The organism is Bacillus sp. FSL M7-0558, assembly GCF_038003245.1.
Lineage (GTDB): Bacteria > Bacillota > Bacilli > Bacillales > Bacillaceae > Bacillus > Bacillus pumilus.
This window is the reverse complement of sequence record NZ_JBBOOU010000001.1, coordinates 510,276-526,599: the sequence shown is the minus strand read 5'-3', so window position 1 is coordinate 526,599 and position 16,324 is coordinate 510,276. Positions and strand designations below refer to the sequence as shown.

Below are 16,324 nucleotides of genomic sequence, written 5' to 3'. Positions count from 1 at the left end.
CGAAATTCTTGTTTCCTAGAATTTTATATACCCGCATCTTCACTTTCTAAACCTTTCTTTTGAGCACAAGTAAAGTGAAGTCATCGTGAAGCTGAAAATCTTGTAGCTTGAGTAAGCTGGCATAGATGGCATCGACCATTTCCTGAGCTGAGTAGGGTAGGTGCTCTGCTATAAGCGCTTTGATATCCTCCCGCTCTAAAAAGCCGTCCTCCGACTTAGATTCTGTAACACCATCGGAGAATAAGATCACCATATCTCCTACGTCCAAATGCTTCTCATACTGCTTATAATCAAAATCTGGTGCGATTCCAAGTACAAGCCCTTTTGCATCTAAATCGTAAAATTGGTTCTCTTTATTGCAATAGAAAAAGCCCGGCTCATGACCAGCCGATGCATATTTAAATTCATGCGTTTCTTTATTATAACTGCCATAAAACATGGTGATAAACATACTTGGGTCTACGTTTTGCTCGACAACACGATTAAGGGTTTTCAGCACTTTAGTTGGGCCGCTCCCTGACTCAGGCAAGGAATCCATCGCATATTTAATCATCGACATACAAAGCGCAGCTGGGATTCCCTTTCCAATGACATCTGCGATCGCAATATTAATCGTATCGTGATCCGTTACAAAATGGTAATAATCTCCACTCATCTGTTTTGCCGGTACACTGATCGCCCCAATATCGAACGTATCTCCTTCTGGAATTTTCGTTTCCAGAAGGGTTTGCTGAACATTTGCAGCAATTTCAATTTCAGATTTAATTTCTTGCTGGATGCCTCTAAGTGTTAAATGTTCCTGATAGGCAAGTCCGTACCCAATCATGACTTCAATTAAGAAGTCTAGTGAATGAAAAACATCTTCCGGCAAATCAGGGTAAAGCTCCTGAATCACTTTTCGGTGAACACTCACTATTTCTTCAGGAGGTATTTGATGCTCAATGGTTTTACGGCTAAATTTTTGAGCTTGATAAAGCGATGTTTCAGTTAAATCACTGATATAACGACTGAGCAGCTGATGGTACCGCTGCTCCATTACCTCCTTAAAATCCATGGTTTCCCTCCTAGCGAAGCCACTTAACAGCTTGTATCTCCGTTCCTTGTTCTGGTGCAGAATCTAATTTAAATTCATCCATCAGTCTTCTGACGCCCGGCAAGCCTGCTCCGAGTCCGCCTGATGTAGAAAATCCGTCTTCCATCACTTTACGTATATCCATGATGCCAGGCCCCTCATCGGCTGCGATGACTTTGAGTCCACGCTTTCCGCGCTCCATCACTTCTTCTATACAAATCTGACCTTTACCAGCGTATAAATAGATGTTTCGAGCTAATTCTGAAATGGCCGTCGTAATTCTTGCTTGGTCAACTGTTCCAAAACCAAGTTCTTTTGCAACATTGCGCCCCAATTGTCTTGCTGCGACTATATCCCATTCCGTCAATATTTTCACACAGGATTGGTCTTTCATATCTATTCCCCCAATTCCCGCTTCAGTGTCTCAAGCCCTTGTTCAAGATCTAGTGCTGTTTGAATTTCTTCCAGCGATATACCAAGTTCAATAAGCGTCACAGCGACTGCCGGCTGTATTCCTGTTAATACAACTTTTGCCCCCATGAGCTTGGACATGGTGATCACATCGCCTAATACCTTTGCGATAAATGAATCAATCATATCGACGGATGTTAAGTCAATGACAACACCGTTTGCTCCTGTTTCATGAATTTTATTCAGTAAGTCTTCTTGAAAGTGAAGAGCTGTTTGATCATCAAGCTCCCACTGTATTGAGATCAGAAGACAATTATATAATTTTAAGATTGGAATCTTCGGGTGATTTCTCAATTGGTTATCCCTCCAATGAAACAATTTTTCGATTTGTCATTTCCAAAGCAGTTTGAATTCCTTTTTGAAGGGTATTCTTTGTTGTAACCTGAGATAAATCAATTCCAAGGTTAACGATCGTTTGGGCTATTTCTGGGCGAATACCGACAAGTAAACACTTCGCTCCTACTAATCTCACAGCCTCTGACGCTTGAATGATATGGTGGGCCACCATTGTATCCACGACAGGTACCCCCGTGATATCAATCAAGACGACCTGTGAGCGATGTTTGACGACACCATTGAGCAGATTCTCCATAATTTTTTTCGCACGATCTGTATCAATTGTTCCAACAAGTGGCATGACGGTGATGTGCTCAAATACAGGAATAAGCGGGGCAGAAAGTTCCTGTAGCGCCATTTTTTGAAGGCTGACGGTTTTTTCCCATGAGATGGAGTACTGGTTTAAGATCTCGTTATGGATGGGTGTGATGAATCGATCGATTTGCCAAATGAGGTCATGACTTTCTTGTGTTGTATCTTTGTCATCGTTCATTTTTTCATATAAATGTGTACGGATTTCCGTTAGACCGTTTGCCAGTAACTTAAGTGATATACCCATTTGAACAATTTTTAAAGCAAAATTTTGCACTTTTTCTTCAAAATCCTCACTATACCCCTCTGAAAGAGATGTAATGATCAGTTGAACATATTCCGAACAGATGGTTTCATACATTTTGTCGTTCAGCATCATGTCCGTTTCTTTTTCTCCGAGTCGTTTTAAAATGTCCGTCCACTCATTTTCTAATTCCTTTTGATGCTTTCTTGCAAAAGCTAACACGATATGATTCGACATGTTTTACCCCCTACTTACATTTAAAACTCTTCTTTAGTCTGTCTTCATTATAACGTTAATAAAAATTGAACACAAAAAAAGTTGCTCCCAGTAGAGCAACCATATCTCACCATATTAAAAATCAATAAGAGCCAAACTAACTTGTAAGGCTTCATCAACCTTCTCCATCATCTCATCATCAAGATGTGTGATTTTATCTGTCAATCTTTGTTTATCGATTGTACGAATCTGTTCCAAAAGAATGACAGAATCTCGTTCAAAGCCGTAGCGCTTTGCATTAATTTCGACGTGAGTCGGTAATTTCGCTTTTTGTATTTGGGCTGTTATGGCTGCAACGATAGCAGTCGGGCTAAAGCGATTTCCAATGTCATTTTGAATCACCAATACCGGGCGAACCCCGCCCTGCTCGGAGCCAACAACAGGAGATAAATCAGCAAAGTAAACATCACCGCGTTTAACAATCAAATGTTTAACCCCCGCTGACTAATCGCTCAACTGTATTCTCAGCCTCAAACTCTGCGTATTGTGCCTCTGAAGAGATATTCAGATTAATTTTCGCCATCTCCATGTAGCCGCGTCTCATCGATTCACGATTTTGTCGAATATTACGTTCACGAATATACGTTTTTGTCGCTCGGTAGATCAATTCATTTCTTGTTACCTTATCCTGCTCTGCTACTCGTTCGATCTCAGACATTAAAGCCTCCGGCAGTCGAATCTTCATTTCATTTGTTGCGCTGGATTCAGACAAAAAACATACACCTCCACAAAACTTACGGATACCGTATCGATCCATTCCAAGACTAATCATACCATTATTCAATGCACAAGCAAAGCTGTTTTTTCATGAATTCTTATTAGAACATGAAGCGGCTCGCCACCCGTAAATCAAGATGATAATGGAGTTCCTCTTTCCCATTATACGCTTTTTTCCGAAAATCATACGGTATTTCCAAAATCTCTAAAAAAGGGAGAATGTTTACCCTACTTTTGTCGAATAAAAAAGAACGAAGTCAGTTTGACTATCGTTCTTTTGAATGTTGTTTATAAAAAACTTGGCCCGCCTTGAAGGAGCGGATTCCGCACATGCACTCTTTCGCCGTCCTCTAAATATACTCTTGGGACGCGGTGGCCAATCGAGCAAGTGACTTCATAGTTAATGGTTTCAAGCCTTTTGGCGATTTCATCGACTGATACCATGTCTTCTCCTTGCTTACCAATCAAAACGACCGGCTCGCCTACTGGAAGCTTGTCATTCAGTTCAATCATGAATTGATCCATACAAACCCTTCCTGCGATCTTCCGGCGTTTTCCGCCAACAAGCACTTCCGTTGCTGCCAGCTTCCTGATCCACCCATCTGCATAGCCGACTGGAACCGTGCCGATCCACGTATCTTGATTGGCTGTATACGTCGCCCCATAGCTGACACTCTCACCCTCTTGAATATGCTTTACATGGGCAAGCTTTGTATGAAGAGACATGGCTTCTTCGAGCTTGAAAGGCAATTCATCTTTGATTTCTTCAGACGGTGACAGCCCGTACATACTGATGCCGAAGCGAACCATATTAAACAAAACGTCTTTAAACCTTAAACCTGCAGCACTGTTGGCGCAATGAACGAGCAGCTTGTCCGTATGAAGCGGCTCAAGCAGTGTTTGAAAGGTGTCGACCTGCCGATCAAAGTAGGCTTCATCCTTTTCATCTGCTGTAGCAAAGTGAGTAAATACGCCTTCCAGCTGTAAATAAGATTGCTCGCTGACAAGCTTTTTCACTTCGTTCACTTGCTCTATCGTTTTCACACCTAATCGGTTCATTCCGCTGTCTATTTTCAAATGAAAACGTATCGGTTGTCCCATCTGCCCTTTCACCATTTTGGTGACGTCTCTCAGCCAATCGATGGAGTAAGCGGTCATGATGACATTGTAACGAACGGCGACTTTGACATATTCCGGCGGTACTGCGCCGAGTACAAGTATTGGTGCTTTGATGCCTTTATTTCTTAAAGAAACCGCCTCATCTAAAAAGGCGACGGCTAATACGTCTGCTCCTGCTTTGAGAGCAGCTCTCGCCACTTCTATATCTCCATGTCCATATGCATTGGCCTTCACCACAGCCATCAGTTGAACACTTTGACCGATATGATCTTTCATATGTGAAACATTATGCTTGATTGCTGATAAATTAATTTCTGCCCATGTGTCTCTATAAAAGGCATTTGTGTCCATCCGTCACACTTCCCTATTGAATGATTCAATCCCCTCATATGATACTAAAAATCAAGAATAATGTGAAACAAATCAAAGAAAATCAGCCCATGCATAGGGCTGATGTTTCATTTCTAAGGCTCTCGCCTGAGGTATTTATTTAGCTGACTGGCCTTCTACACTCTTTGCAACCATCAAGAGCTCTTCCTTCGATAGATCACTTGAAGAAATCAAGTAGTCCACTCCGTCAGATGTCCATGAAAGGGATTGATCTGTGAGAACCCCAACTGTCATGCCAAGGTCGACTGGCTCACCGTTCATTGTCACAGGCGTAGATGCTTCAGCGACTCTCGCTTTTTCCTGAATGAGTGTGAAGGATTTCTTTCCGCCATACGTCATGACATAACGCTTACCTGCATCTGTCATCATTTCTTTCTCTTCCATCTTCTTCACACCCTCTGGCATGTCAACTGGTGTTTTCACCGCAAAGCTGTCAGATGGGTCTGCACTTGTGGCAACATCCATTTGAGAGAGTGTCATGTTTTTCTTCTCATCAAATGCATCTTTGTCAAAGGATTTATTGAATTCAAAGTGAGAGAATTCCACTTTCACCATTGGCTTTTTGTCGCTATCCAGTACTTTCACACTGGCAGGCGCCATTGTTTTTTTATGAAAGGTAATCTCTTGGGTAGGCAGCATTTGGTTGTGCTGATAATTGGTTTTGGTTTCAAACACATACTTTGAATCTTTCGCTTTGAACTGAGCGGCACTGTCATTTTTAATGTCCTTCACGAGTGACTCAAATAAGTAGACCTGACTGCTATTATTTGGCCAATCACTGTGGAAACGGAAGCTCTTGTTCAATGAAGGTGTCAGCACAAACACACCATTGCCATTTCTTAAAATGACTTGACTCTGATCCTTTTTCGGATTTTCTAAATAGACACGGTAAAGTTCCGGCTTCTTGTACCAAATTTCTACTTGATACTCCTGTGGGTCATTTCCTGTCTCAATGGTCATTTTTGCTTTGGCTTTGTATGATGTCATTTCCCCTGCCTTTTTGTTTAAATCTCCAACGATATCCTGCTGAGATTTTTGACCGCATGCGGAGAGAATCAGTACAAAAAGGATTCCCGTTACAAGCAAAACAAAGCTTTTTCTCACCCTTTTCAACCCCTTCGTTAATTGTGTTAAAAGGAAGAAACCGCTTGTTTGACTTTAACAGTACGCCTCAAGAGTTAACTGCGTACCGCGAACCATCAAAGCCTGTTAGCAACTCGCCCTTCCTTATCGCACTACCCAATATATGAAGGGGGGACAAACAATATGCAGACTAGCTTGACAACCTTTCAATTAAAACTTGTGCAGCAGCATATTCTTTCGTGTGAGTGATGGACACATGAACCTGGTCACCCTTCGTCTTTTCGCTTTTGATGAAAGGTTTTCCAAGTTCGTCTTTCTGGATCTCCATATCATGAAAGCTTAAATGCCGGCCGATTCCCGTTCCGTATGCTTTAGCGAAAGCTTCCTTTGCTGCAAAACGTCCTGCCAAAAATTCCAGCTGCCTCTTTTCACTGAGTGTGTGAAAGATGTCTTGTTCACTTAACGTTAAAATCCGTTCTGGTAAACGAGGCTGTCTACTAAGCACGCGCGCGAGCCGGTTGATCTCTACTATATCAATACCTATTCCTTTGATCATGAGGTACCTCCTATGAGACTCGTACTAATTTGGATGTTCTCTTCATAAACGTGTTACTATAAACTTACCATTATCTAGTCAAAAGGGGTTTGTTATGTTTATTCGAACGGAGAGCTTTCAACAATTTATTAGATCGTATCCAATCGTCACAACGATCCTTGCTTTGCAATTTGGTCTATGGCTTATATTTGCGCTTCCTATCCCTCTAATACAGCTTGGTCACGACCATCTCGTCGGTTTCAATTATGGTGTAGCTACTGGAGAATGGTGGCGGCTCGTCACACCTATTTTCCTTCACGGAAGTCTGACCCATATTTTGTTCAATTCTATGTCTTTGTTCTTATTCGCTCCAGCGCTTGAGCATTTGCTTGGGAAGGTTCGATTTCTCATTATCTATCTTGGTGCAGGGTTCATTGGCAATCTCGGAACCTATTGGGTGGAGCCTTTAGAGTATGTACATGTCGGCGCGTCTGGTGCGATCTTCGGTTTGTTTGGCGTTTATTTATACCTTGTTCTATTTAAACCGCATATGATGGACCGCGGCAATTCTCAGGTGATCTTAACAATTCTTGCCGTCTCTGTCATCATGACGTTCGTCAACTCGAACATCAATATCATGGCTCACTTATTTGGATTAATCGGCGGCATGCTCCTAGCACCTCTTACGCTATTTTTCCATTCAAAAAAAAGACGCTACTAACCTCATAAAAAAATGTCGATCACTCCTATGAACAGGAAGCGGATCGACATTTTTTGTTTAAGAAGATTTATTTTTTTCATACGAATACCAATCCATTACACGTGCTGCATCTTCTTCCTCAAGGTGATGCACACCAAAGGAATCAAGCAGCGCAGAGGATTTCACAAAGGTGTGAATACTCGCCACTCGGCCTTTCTTTTGGAAGAAAGATTGCGTCATCGTATAGTTTTGCATTCGTTTTCTCAAGACAATGCCAGTGGTTTTGCCAATGCCTCTTGATGTCAGTTGAATCAATGGATCTTTGATCGTATAGCCTGATTGTTTATAAGCTAAATAACCAAAAAACAAAGCAATAGGCAGCGGAATGAGTGCCAAATACCCCCATGGCGGGAAACGGACAGATAGGATTACGCCGACAAGTAATGGCACAAAGCCGAAAGAGATCAGGTAGCGCTTGAGTGAACGCTTTGGCACCTTTTTCAGTTCAGCTTCTGGCGCCAAATGATAATCATCTGTGAATTGAGAGAGCAGTTCGTTGATTTTTTTCTTCCGAATCAGTGGAAATAAGACGGAAGAGGTTTCTTTTTCTGTAATAGAACCTCCTGCACTCACAAGCATCACCGTCGCAAAGCCAAAGGGTTCACGAAGAATATTTTCTTTGATTTTCACTGCTTGAATTCTCGCAAGCGGAATGGTCATTTGATGCCTCTCAATGAGCCCTCTTGTGATGATGATGTCTTTTCCTTTTCGTTTCGCGGTGAAATTCGCATATTGAAGGGCTGTTACCCCAACACTAAGAATCCAAGCAATCAATACGGCAATAAATATGAGAATCGCATAAATCTCAACACTCGCATGACTTAAAAAAGAAAACCGCTTGAGGAAACCGTCCAAAGGAAGAATTTCATCTATTTGTGTGTAAATGGCGAGGCACCCAGAAATAATGACTCCGATCCCGCTGGAAGTGGTCGCAGCCAAAAGCAGCTCTGGTACACCCATTCGGTAGGAAACATTGATTTCTTTTTCTACAGGTTGCTGCGCTGTCAGAGGATCATGCGGGACATCCCCATTTTCATCCATTTCTTCTTGCTGCAAGCTTTTCTTCCGGTTGAAAATCGATTGCTTTAATTGTTCCGCTTCTGCTTTTGTAATCGCCGTCAGACTCACTTCCGGACCGTCTGTTCCGCCAGCTGTTTCGATTTGGACCCGCACCAAACCAAAAATCCGTTGGAAGATACCTTCACTTGTATTCACCGTTTGAATTCGCTCTAACGAAATATATTTTTTCTTTTTTGTGATGACGCCCGATTCCACGCGAAATTCATCCTCTTCCATCCGGTAGGTGAAGCGCCTCCATGCTAAAACGGTTGAAACAGCTTTCCATAAAAGAAGCACACCAAGAAAGATAAATGCATAAAAACGAATGCTCGAATTCGAGTTCACAAAAATAAGCACGAAAAAAGGGATAATGAAGTTTTTAATCATGGATACGGCATCTGATATAAAATCAATGAACATCGAGATTGGATGTACACGTTTTGGTTCAGACATCATCTTCCGTCACCCTTGCTAAACGAGATATGTAATCACGAAGCTCATCTGCTTCTTCTAATTCTAGCGCCGGTATATCATGAACTGTGGCAGCAGTCGATATTTGAACAGATGCCAAACGGTAGCGCCTTAAGAGCGGCCCTTGTGATGTATCGACATGCTGGACACGCACCATCGGTACAATCACACGTGTAACGCGAATGAGTCCATGCTGAATTTCAATTTCATTTTCGAATACTTCGTAGCGCCAGATGCGATGACGTATTTTCGGTATAAGCCAAATGCCAAAAATAACCTGTAAGACCCATAAACCGGCGAGGATGGCGCCAATCCAATATGGCCACTGTAGATAATAACTAGCAACAAATACCCCAATGATGATGAGTAAGAAAATCAATGAGATAATTCCATTTTGAAGACGCCATACCTTTAAACCATTTAAACTAATTTGACGTTGCGGCTGTTTTCTCACATTCTTCCCCCATTCTCTTACTTTTCTATCAATATATTACGAAAGAAAGCCTAAAAAGTTTCAGTAAACCTGTTAAAAAAAGCGAATCCTGCAAAGGATTCGCTTTTAAATTAGCTATTATAAGATTTCTTTTGACGGCGATCGCTAGAAGAACGATTGCGGTCATTTGAAGAACGCTTTTTATCACCGTAAGATGAACGACTTTTTCCGCGATAGCCGCCTCCGCCGCCACCGTCTCTACGTTTAGAAGAGCTGCGGTTGTTACGATTGCGTTTTGAAACCATTGGTGCTTCATCTGTCAAACGAACAGGCGTTGCATCTGGCTCTTTTGTCATCATTTTGATGGCAGCCGCAACCACTGTGACAGAATCATGATCTTCTAGCAATTCAGCAGCAGCTGTCATGTAGAAGTTTAAGTTGTTTTCACTGATGATTGTGCGCAGACGATCAATTGTTACTTGTTGTTGTCCCTCGATTGCCTCATCTAGTGTTGGTTCTTTCATACGATCCATTTTACGTTTAGTTGTTTGCTCAATCGCACGAAGCATATCTTTTTCACGCGGTGTGATAAATGTCACCGCCATACCTGTACGTCCAGCACGTCCAGTACGTCCAATACGGTGTACGTAGCTTTCTGGATCTTGTGGTACGTCAAAGTTATACACGTGTGTTACGCCTGAGATATCAAGTCCACGTGCTGCAACGTCTGTTGCTACAAGCACATCGATTGAACCTTCTTTGAATTTACGAAGCGCAACCATACGTTTCGCTTGAGTCAAGTCACCATGAATTCCTTCAGCTGTATAACCTCTAAGGTTAAGTGCTTCAGTCAATTCGTCAACGCGGCGTTTCGTACGGCCGAAGACAATTGAAAGCTCAGGTGATTGAATGTCAAGAAGACGAGTCAATGTATCAAACTTCTTACGCTCATGGATATCCAAGTAGAACTGTTGGATGTTAGAGACAGTCATTTCTTTCGCTTTTACTTTTACGTGTTCTGGGTTTGTCATGAAACGTTCTGCAATGCGCTTAATTGGTGCAGGCATTGTCGCAGAGAATAAAAGTGTTTGGTGTTCACTTGGTACATTTGAAAGGATCGATTCAATGTCTTCGATGAAACCCATGTTTAGCATTTCGTCTGCTTCATCAAGCACAACAGTTTCAACATTTTGAAGACGCATTGTACGACGGTTAATGTGATCGAGTAAACGTCCTGGAGTCCCTACGATGATATGAGGATTTTTCTTGAGCGAACGGATTTGGCGACCGATATCTTGTCCACCGTAAATCGGAAGTACACGCGCACGCTTGTCTTGGCCAATTTTGTATAGCTCTTCAGATACTTGAATCGCTAATTCTCTTGTTGGCGCAATGATAATCGCTTGGATATTTGGAGACGCTGGGTCAATTTTTTCTACAAGAGGAATACCAAACGCTGCAGTTTTTCCTGTTCCTGTTTGTGCTTGTCCAATGACATCTTTATTCTGAAGACCGAGAGGAATTGTTTCCGCTTGAATCGGTGTTGCTTCTTCAAATCCCATGCGGTTAATAGCTTTCATGAGACTTTCGCTTAATTGAAAATCTTGAAACGTTATAGTCAAATTATTCAAACTCCTTCTAATTGCTGTTTCAGTAATCTCGTGAATGATCATTAAAAACTGCCCTTACCCGAAAGGACAGGTCCATTATATACAAAGCCCGAATTACCCTACCTTATATCTTACCATTACACTATTTGTTTTTCAACAAGACAGAAATGGATATATCTACTGTTCCACAATGACAGATTCACCATCACTTTGATCGCCATCCATCCATTTCCACTTTTCGAACAGTTGAATTTTTCCGTTATCCAACTGCTTAGGTGTAGAATTGCAAGACCCGCTTCTCATGCTGCCGTCTTTGCTGACATGGTGGTATCTAAAATGAAGTGTTCCATCCTCATTTACAGTTCCTACAAGTACACCAGATACAATACTGCCGCCTTGATATGTGCCCGTTAATATATTCCCGTCCTGACGATATTGAAATATGGTGCCTGCCGATACTTCTCCGTTACTCGAATTAGACTGCGGGACAAAGGTTTTTCCGTCGTATTGAAACAACCGAATCAGCCACCTTTTCTTTCCTATTGTACCATAGGCTTGTCACTCATTCGACAAAAATGATGCAATTTTTAACAAGTGGGATTCAATTTATATTAGTTTAGCCACATTTTCGCTTTTCTATAGATTAAATTGTTTTTTTTAGAAATTGCTCTACTTTTTCAAACAATTGCTGTGCACACGGCTCGTGACAAACATGATGTTTACAGTCAGGTAAATAAAACACTTCTTTCTGACGAGACGGGATTTTATGATCAATAAATTGTGCACTTGAAGCTGGCACAATCCCATCGCTTTCCCCTTGAACAATTAACACAGGGAGGTGTAGTTTCTCAAGGGAGCTCTTCGTTTGCTTCACCAGTTTCATAAATTCAACAGCGGCTGACAGCGGTGTGCTCGTTAGCTTATGACGGTATCTATCATACAAAGGATTCGTATCAATCAGCCCAGACAATGATTCTTTCACCAACTGCCTTGTGTCTTGAATCATTTGTTTTGGATTCACATATTTCGCCGCAGCACTTAAAAGGACGAGACGAGCAACTGGATACTTCGCTGCAAGATAAGAAGCAATCATTCCTCCCATGGAAAACCCGATCAAAAAAATGGTATCACATGTTCTGTAAAGAGAAAGAAGTTCTAATTCAGCTGTCGCAATCCATTCTTGATAGAGAATACCTTTTAGCTGAAGTTCATCTCCATGCCCCGGAAGCGTGACAGACTGAACGTTCCAATCTGTCTTCTGCTTTAAATATTGCGCTAGCGGTTCCACTTCATAGGGGGCGCCAGTGAATCCATGTATACATAGACAGCCAATCATTCTGTCACCTTCTTTGCCGCTCACTTTTTATAGCGCAGTAATGACTTCTTCTAATCTCATGCCGCGTGAGGCTTTGATGAGAACAACATCGTCAGGACCTGCTACATCAGCAAGTTTTTTCTTCAGTTTCTCTTTGTCCATAAATGAGGACACGCGCGCGTCACCGAATGATTTCTTTGCTCCTTCAGCGATGAATGCACCTAGGCGGCCATACGTCATCACATGATCAATGAATTCAGGCTTGATGTAGCGGCCTAGTTCATAATGATACGTTTCTTCCTCGCTGCCCATTTCGAGCATGTCTCCAAGGACAAGAATCCTATTTGCAAAGCCGTCCATATCTCCTACAAGATCAATGGCAGCTTTCATGGAAGTAGGACTTGCATTATACGCATCATTGATAACAGTGATTCCTTTTTCTGTTTTAAACAGTTCAAGACGCATTCCTGTTAACTTTGTTTGCATGAGTCCTTGGGCGATTTGTCTTTCATTCAGTCCGAAATGCTGGCCTATGGCAATGGCAGCAAGGGCATTCTTTACATTATGTTTCCCTAATACAGGAATGAGAAACCCCTGGGCATACCCTTCGACCTGAAATTCAGTTCCTTCTGCAAGCTGGTTGATATGCGTTACCTTGATATCACAGTCCTCTGCTTCTCCAAAGGTTTTCACTTGCTGCGAAAGTGCAGTCGCTCTCTCGCGGATCAAAGGTTCATCTCCTAAATAATAAAAGGTACCATCCTTTTTTAGCCCTTTTGTGATCTCACATTTTGCATCAGCAATGGCTTCTCTTGATCCTAAATCTTGCATATGAGATTCTCCGATATTGGTGATGACTGCTGCATCAGGCTCAGCTAGGTTTGACAAGAACTCGATCTCGCCTTTTGCACTCATGCCCATCTCCAAGACAGCTATCTCTGTACCTTCTGGCATCGCAAGAATAGTGAGCGGAAGACCAATATGATTATTAAAGTTACCGTCTGTTTTATGAACTTGATACGTTGTTTGTAAGACGGAATGAATCATATCTTTCGTTGTCGTTTTCCCGTTACTTCCTGTAATACCGACAACACGAGGGTTTTCTTCTTTTAAATATGATTTTGCCAATTGCTGCAGTGCTGTCAGTGTATCGTCGACAAGAATGACAGGTACACCGAACGGTGGATTGGCTTCTTTTTGATTCCAAAGAACGGCTGCGGCTCCAAGCTCCACTGCTTTAGAAGCAAATGTGTGACCGTTAAAATGTTCTCCAATTAAGGGGATAAACAATGCACCTTTTGATACTTTTCGTGTATCTGTCGTCACTCCGTAAATTTGCTCTTCGCCAAAAGCTTGATTAGATAGTGTCCCACCAGCCATTTGGGCGATTTGATTCACTGTACGTTTGATCATGATTTTTTCGCCTCTCTTTCTCATTTCACGTTTGAAGGAAAAGAGACACTACCTAAGGATAGTGTCTGCTTGTTGCTCACATTAAAAAGTCGTTTTAATGGTTTGTTTTTCTTGATGGCGTTCAATTGCAAGTGACACTAGCTTTTCAATTAGCTCTGGATACTCTACACCAGTGTGCTTCCAAAGAAGCGGGAACATACTGAATGGTGTGAATCCAGGCATTGTATTCACTTCATTGATCAACACTTCGCCTTTTTCTGTGAGGAAGAAGTCTGCACGTACAAGACCAGAACCATCTAGGGATTTAAATGCCTTAATCGCCATATCATGAATCGTCTTGTATTCATCTTCTGACACACTCGCAGGAATGATCAAATCTGTATCGCCATCTTCATATTTTGCTTTGTAGTCATAAAAATCTGTTTTAGGTGCAATTTCACCAACGACAGAGCACTTCGGCTCGTCATTTCCTAATACACCTATCTCGATTTCTCTTCCTACGACGCCTTCTTCTACGACCACACGACGATCATATTGGAAAGCCAAGTCGAATGCGGTTTGCAGCTCTTCTTTGCTGCGGCATTTGCTTATTCCAACACTTGATCCCATGTTGGCAGGTTTCACAAAGCATGGATAGCCAAGTACTCGTTCTACCTGTTCTAAGCTGTCTGCTGTGGCTTTCTCATAGTCTTTTTTATTGAAGGAAAGGTGCTTTGCTTGCGCAAGTCCTGCTTGAGCAAAAACATCTTTCATCATGACTTTATCCATACCCGCGGCAGAAGCAAGAACGCCGTTGCCGACATACGGGATATTTAGCAGTTCAAGTAATCCTTGCATCGTTCCATCTTCACCATTTGGCCCGTGCAACAATGGGAAGACAACATCAATCTTCTCATCAGCGGATACAGGCTGTGGAAACATGCTCTCATTTAAAGAAGTTGGTAAAAACGTCTTTGCGTTCTGTTCAAATTGAAGCATTCTGACGTTTGATACTGGTTCAGTGAGTTTTTCTCCTCTTAGCCATTCGCCCTCTTCTGTAATATAAATTGGATGTATATCGAACTTCTCAGTGTTAAGTGCTTTTGTAACTGCAAGGGCTGTTTGCAGTGATACATTATGTTCGGCTGACTTTCCGCCGTAAATCAATCCTAAACTTATTTTCAATGGATACTCCCCCCACTAAAATTCATCTTTACTATCTTATCACTTTCAAGCAAAAATGCTCTAATTAATTTTTGTTGTTACGGAATTGAAATGATTTGTAAAGTTGTAAGCGCCTCCCGAGCATTTGTATGTCATTCGCCTTTATTTTATATTAAAATGACATTGAAAAGGAGTTGTGACAAATTGAAAAAAATCACAAGTACTGAACAATTCAATGAAATCATTCAATCTGACAAAGAAGTCATCGTTAAATTCTTTGCAACATGGTGTCCTGACTGTACAAGAATGGACATGTTCATTCCAGACATCTTAGAGGCGTATGCTCACCATGAATGGTTTGAAATAAACAAAGATGATTTCCCTGAATTAGCAGAAACGTATCAGGTCATGGGTATTCCAAGCCTGTTAATTTTCAAAAATGGCGAAAAAACAGGTCATTTACACAGTGCAAACGCAAAATCACCTGAAGAAGTGACAGAGTTTCTTCAAGGGCACGTTTCTTAAATCGTGAAACGAAGGACATCAGCAAACACTTGCTGGTGTCTTTTTTTCTCCACCACTTACATCAAATCTCTTCATAAGACGAATTGTTCAGTCAAAACGTTTCAATGAGCGAAAGAATGTTTTATATAGAGGCTTCTCTTACGACAAGAAATGACAGAAATTATTTCCTGGGAAAGAATGAGCGTCGACTAGGCTTCGAATTTGTCGATTACGTGAATTTTCTGAATATAATCTTTACTTCCGGCATTGTGCTTTGTATAATAGAGGTGCTAATTGAAAATGATTATCAATTTCATCTATGTGGAATCCTATAGACGTCTATTCTTATAAAGGAGCGATGAGTCACATGTCTAAGAAGAAAATCAAAACGTATCAGCAATTGATTGAAGAAAACAAGAAAGCCATCATGCGCGATCCTAAAATGATGGAAAGTATATACGAAACCATCGACAAAAAGCATCAGAAGCAGCTTGCAGCTGCTGGACGTGAATCATAAACATAAGGGGGAGCAGTCAAAGCTGGCTGCTCCTCTCTTTTGTCTTTTTCAACAAAAAAAGCCGATAAAATCTATGCTGTGATTTTATCGGCTTTTGTTTTAAAGTGATTTCGCTACACGGTCCTGCTTCATTCCTAAATAAATGAGCATATATGTGAGATAACCCATAGTCATTGTTAAACCACCGAAGAAGAACTGAGAAAAGACAGGCTCCTCAAATGTTGTGACAGCTGCAAGTATGATCCAGCTCGCATATAAATAAACCATGAACCATTTCATGTTTCTTTTAAGTGTATACAGAAAGAAAAGACCCGCTAACGAAAAGATCCCCAGCGCTAGTCTGAAATAAATAAGATGATCAAACTGGAAGGCAAAAGACACAAACGAAAACGACAGCAGCAACAAAATGGGTAAAGCCGTAATGAAATTTTTCACGATAGTGCCACCTCCAAGACTCCCTCTTATTATAAGACAAAATCAGCCGGTTATCGTGAAATGCAGACTCGTTTTCACAAAGATGTCACGAATTTTTCTTGTTATTTGA

Annotated in this window: 20 protein-coding genes; 3 read left to right on the top strand and 17 right to left on the bottom strand. The window is 41.5% G+C overall.

Going from position 1 to position 16,324, the window contains the following annotated elements:
* Positions 1-46 precede the first annotated feature (46 nt).
* The 9 genes from MHB79_RS02535 to acpS all read right to left on the bottom strand — a co-directional run bounded on the left by MHB79_RS02535 (position 47) and on the right by acpS (position 6,576).
* Positions 47-1,054, bottom strand: coding sequence for a PP2C family protein-serine/threonine phosphatase (locus tag MHB79_RS02535; protein WP_137055564.1), 1,008 nt, complete (start codon positions 1,052-1,054; stop codon positions 47-49).
* 10 nt (positions 1,055-1,064) lie between these two features.
* Positions 1,065-1,466 carry an anti-sigma regulatory factor gene (locus MHB79_RS02530; protein ID WP_003214085.1) on the bottom strand — a complete coding sequence of 134 codons (402 nt, stop codon included), beginning with the start codon at positions 1,464-1,466 and terminating at the stop codon, positions 1,065-1,067.
* A 2-nt stretch (positions 1,467-1,468) separates the two neighbouring features.
* Positions 1,469-1,837, bottom strand: coding sequence for an RsbT antagonist protein RsbS (rsbS, locus tag MHB79_RS02525; protein WP_003214235.1), 369 nt, complete (start codon positions 1,835-1,837; stop codon positions 1,469-1,471).
* Between the two features lie 4 nt (positions 1,838-1,841).
* Positions 1,842-2,672, bottom strand: a complete 831-nt coding sequence (locus MHB79_RS02520; protein WP_003214372.1) for an RsbT co-antagonist protein RsbRA — start codon at positions 2,670-2,672, stop codon at positions 1,842-1,844.
* A 114-nt stretch (positions 2,673-2,786) separates the two neighbouring features.
* Positions 2,787-3,137, bottom strand: a complete 351-nt coding sequence (gene ndoA / locus MHB79_RS02515) for a type II toxin-antitoxin system endoribonuclease NdoA (protein WP_003214169.1) — start codon at positions 3,135-3,137, stop codon at positions 2,787-2,789.
* A gap of 4 nt (positions 3,138-3,141) precedes the next feature.
* Positions 3,142-3,423 (bottom strand): hypothetical protein, encoded by a 282-nt coding sequence (locus tag MHB79_RS02510; RefSeq protein ID WP_003214273.1) that lies wholly within the window; start codon positions 3,421-3,423, stop codon positions 3,142-3,144.
* Positions 3,424-3,716: 293 nt separating this feature from the next.
* Complete coding sequence (gene alr, locus MHB79_RS02505; RefSeq protein WP_284905680.1) at positions 3,717-4,898, bottom strand: alanine racemase; 1,182 nt, start codon at positions 4,896-4,898, stop codon at positions 3,717-3,719.
* A gap of 135 nt (positions 4,899-5,033) precedes the next feature.
* Positions 5,034-6,050 carry a LolA family protein gene (locus MHB79_RS02500; RefSeq protein ID WP_106030172.1) on the bottom strand — a complete coding sequence of 339 codons (1,017 nt, stop codon included), beginning with the start codon at positions 6,048-6,050 and terminating at the stop codon, positions 5,034-5,036.
* 160 nt (positions 6,051-6,210) lie between these two features.
* On the bottom strand, positions 6,211-6,576 hold the full coding sequence (gene acpS / locus MHB79_RS02495; RefSeq protein ID WP_050945549.1) for a holo-ACP synthase: 366 nt from the start codon (positions 6,574-6,576) through the stop codon (positions 6,211-6,213).
* Positions 6,577-6,670: 94 nt separating this feature from the next.
* Between acpS and MHB79_RS02490 the strand changes: the two genes are divergently transcribed.
* Positions 6,671-7,276: a rhomboid family intramembrane serine protease gene (locus MHB79_RS02490; RefSeq protein WP_050945548.1), complete on the top strand. Its 606-nt coding sequence runs from the start codon at positions 6,671-6,673 to the stop codon at positions 7,274-7,276.
* A gap of 57 nt (positions 7,277-7,333) precedes the next feature.
* On the opposite strand, the gene MHB79_RS02485 is transcribed toward MHB79_RS02490, so the two are convergent.
* The 7 genes from MHB79_RS02485 to MHB79_RS02455 all read right to left on the bottom strand — a co-directional run bounded on the left by MHB79_RS02485 (position 7,334) and on the right by MHB79_RS02455 (position 14,780).
* The gene (locus tag MHB79_RS02485; protein ID WP_340988865.1) at positions 7,334-8,830 is read right to left on the bottom strand and encodes a PH domain-containing protein; all 1,497 of its coding nucleotides are present in this window, start codon (positions 8,828-8,830) and stop codon (positions 7,334-7,336) included.
* The gene (locus MHB79_RS02480; RefSeq protein ID WP_003214135.1) at positions 8,820-9,299 is read right to left on the bottom strand and encodes a PH domain-containing protein; all 480 of its coding nucleotides are present in this window, start codon (positions 9,297-9,299) and stop codon (positions 8,820-8,822) included. The genes MHB79_RS02485 and MHB79_RS02480 overlap by 11 nt, the downstream gene beginning before the upstream one ends.
* Positions 9,300-9,409: 110 nt before the next feature.
* Entirely contained in the window at positions 9,410-10,900 is a 1,491-nt protein-coding gene (gene cshA / locus MHB79_RS02475) for a degradosome RNA helicase CshA (RefSeq protein WP_003214093.1), read from the bottom strand.
* A gap of 165 nt (positions 10,901-11,065) precedes the next feature.
* A complete protein-coding gene (locus MHB79_RS02470; protein ID WP_003213982.1) occupies positions 11,066-11,404 on the bottom strand; it encodes a hypothetical protein in 339 nt (112 codons plus the stop codon).
* Between the two features lie 127 nt (positions 11,405-11,531).
* Complete coding sequence (locus MHB79_RS02465) at positions 11,532-12,224, bottom strand: alpha/beta hydrolase (protein WP_003214409.1); 693 nt, start codon at positions 12,222-12,224, stop codon at positions 11,532-11,534.
* A 27-nt stretch (positions 12,225-12,251) separates the two neighbouring features.
* Positions 12,252-13,616, bottom strand: a complete 1,365-nt coding sequence (locus MHB79_RS02460) for a UDP-N-acetylmuramoyl-tripeptide--D-alanyl-D-alanine ligase (protein WP_335365563.1) — start codon at positions 13,614-13,616, stop codon at positions 12,252-12,254.
* Positions 13,617-13,697: 81 nt separating this feature from the next.
* Positions 13,698-14,780 carry a D-alanine--D-alanine ligase gene (locus MHB79_RS02455; RefSeq protein ID WP_340988862.1) on the bottom strand — a complete coding sequence of 361 codons (1,083 nt, stop codon included), beginning with the start codon at positions 14,778-14,780 and terminating at the stop codon, positions 13,698-13,700.
* Positions 14,781-14,963: 183 nt separating this feature from the next.
* Between MHB79_RS02455 and MHB79_RS02450 the strand changes: the two genes are divergently transcribed.
* Entirely contained in the window at positions 14,964-15,284 is a 321-nt protein-coding gene (locus MHB79_RS02450; RefSeq protein WP_034663973.1) for a thioredoxin family protein, read from the top strand.
* Between the two features lie 346 nt (positions 15,285-15,630).
* Positions 15,631-15,780, top strand: coding sequence for a Fur-regulated basic protein FbpB (gene fbpB, locus MHB79_RS02445; RefSeq protein WP_003214266.1), 150 nt, complete (start codon positions 15,631-15,633; stop codon positions 15,778-15,780).
* A 99-nt stretch (positions 15,781-15,879) separates the two neighbouring features.
* On the opposite strand, the gene MHB79_RS02440 is transcribed toward fbpB, so the two are convergent.
* Complete coding sequence (locus MHB79_RS02440; RefSeq protein ID WP_340988860.1) at positions 15,880-16,215, bottom strand: hypothetical protein; 336 nt, start codon at positions 16,213-16,215, stop codon at positions 15,880-15,882.
* Positions 16,216-16,324 lie beyond the last annotated feature (109 nt).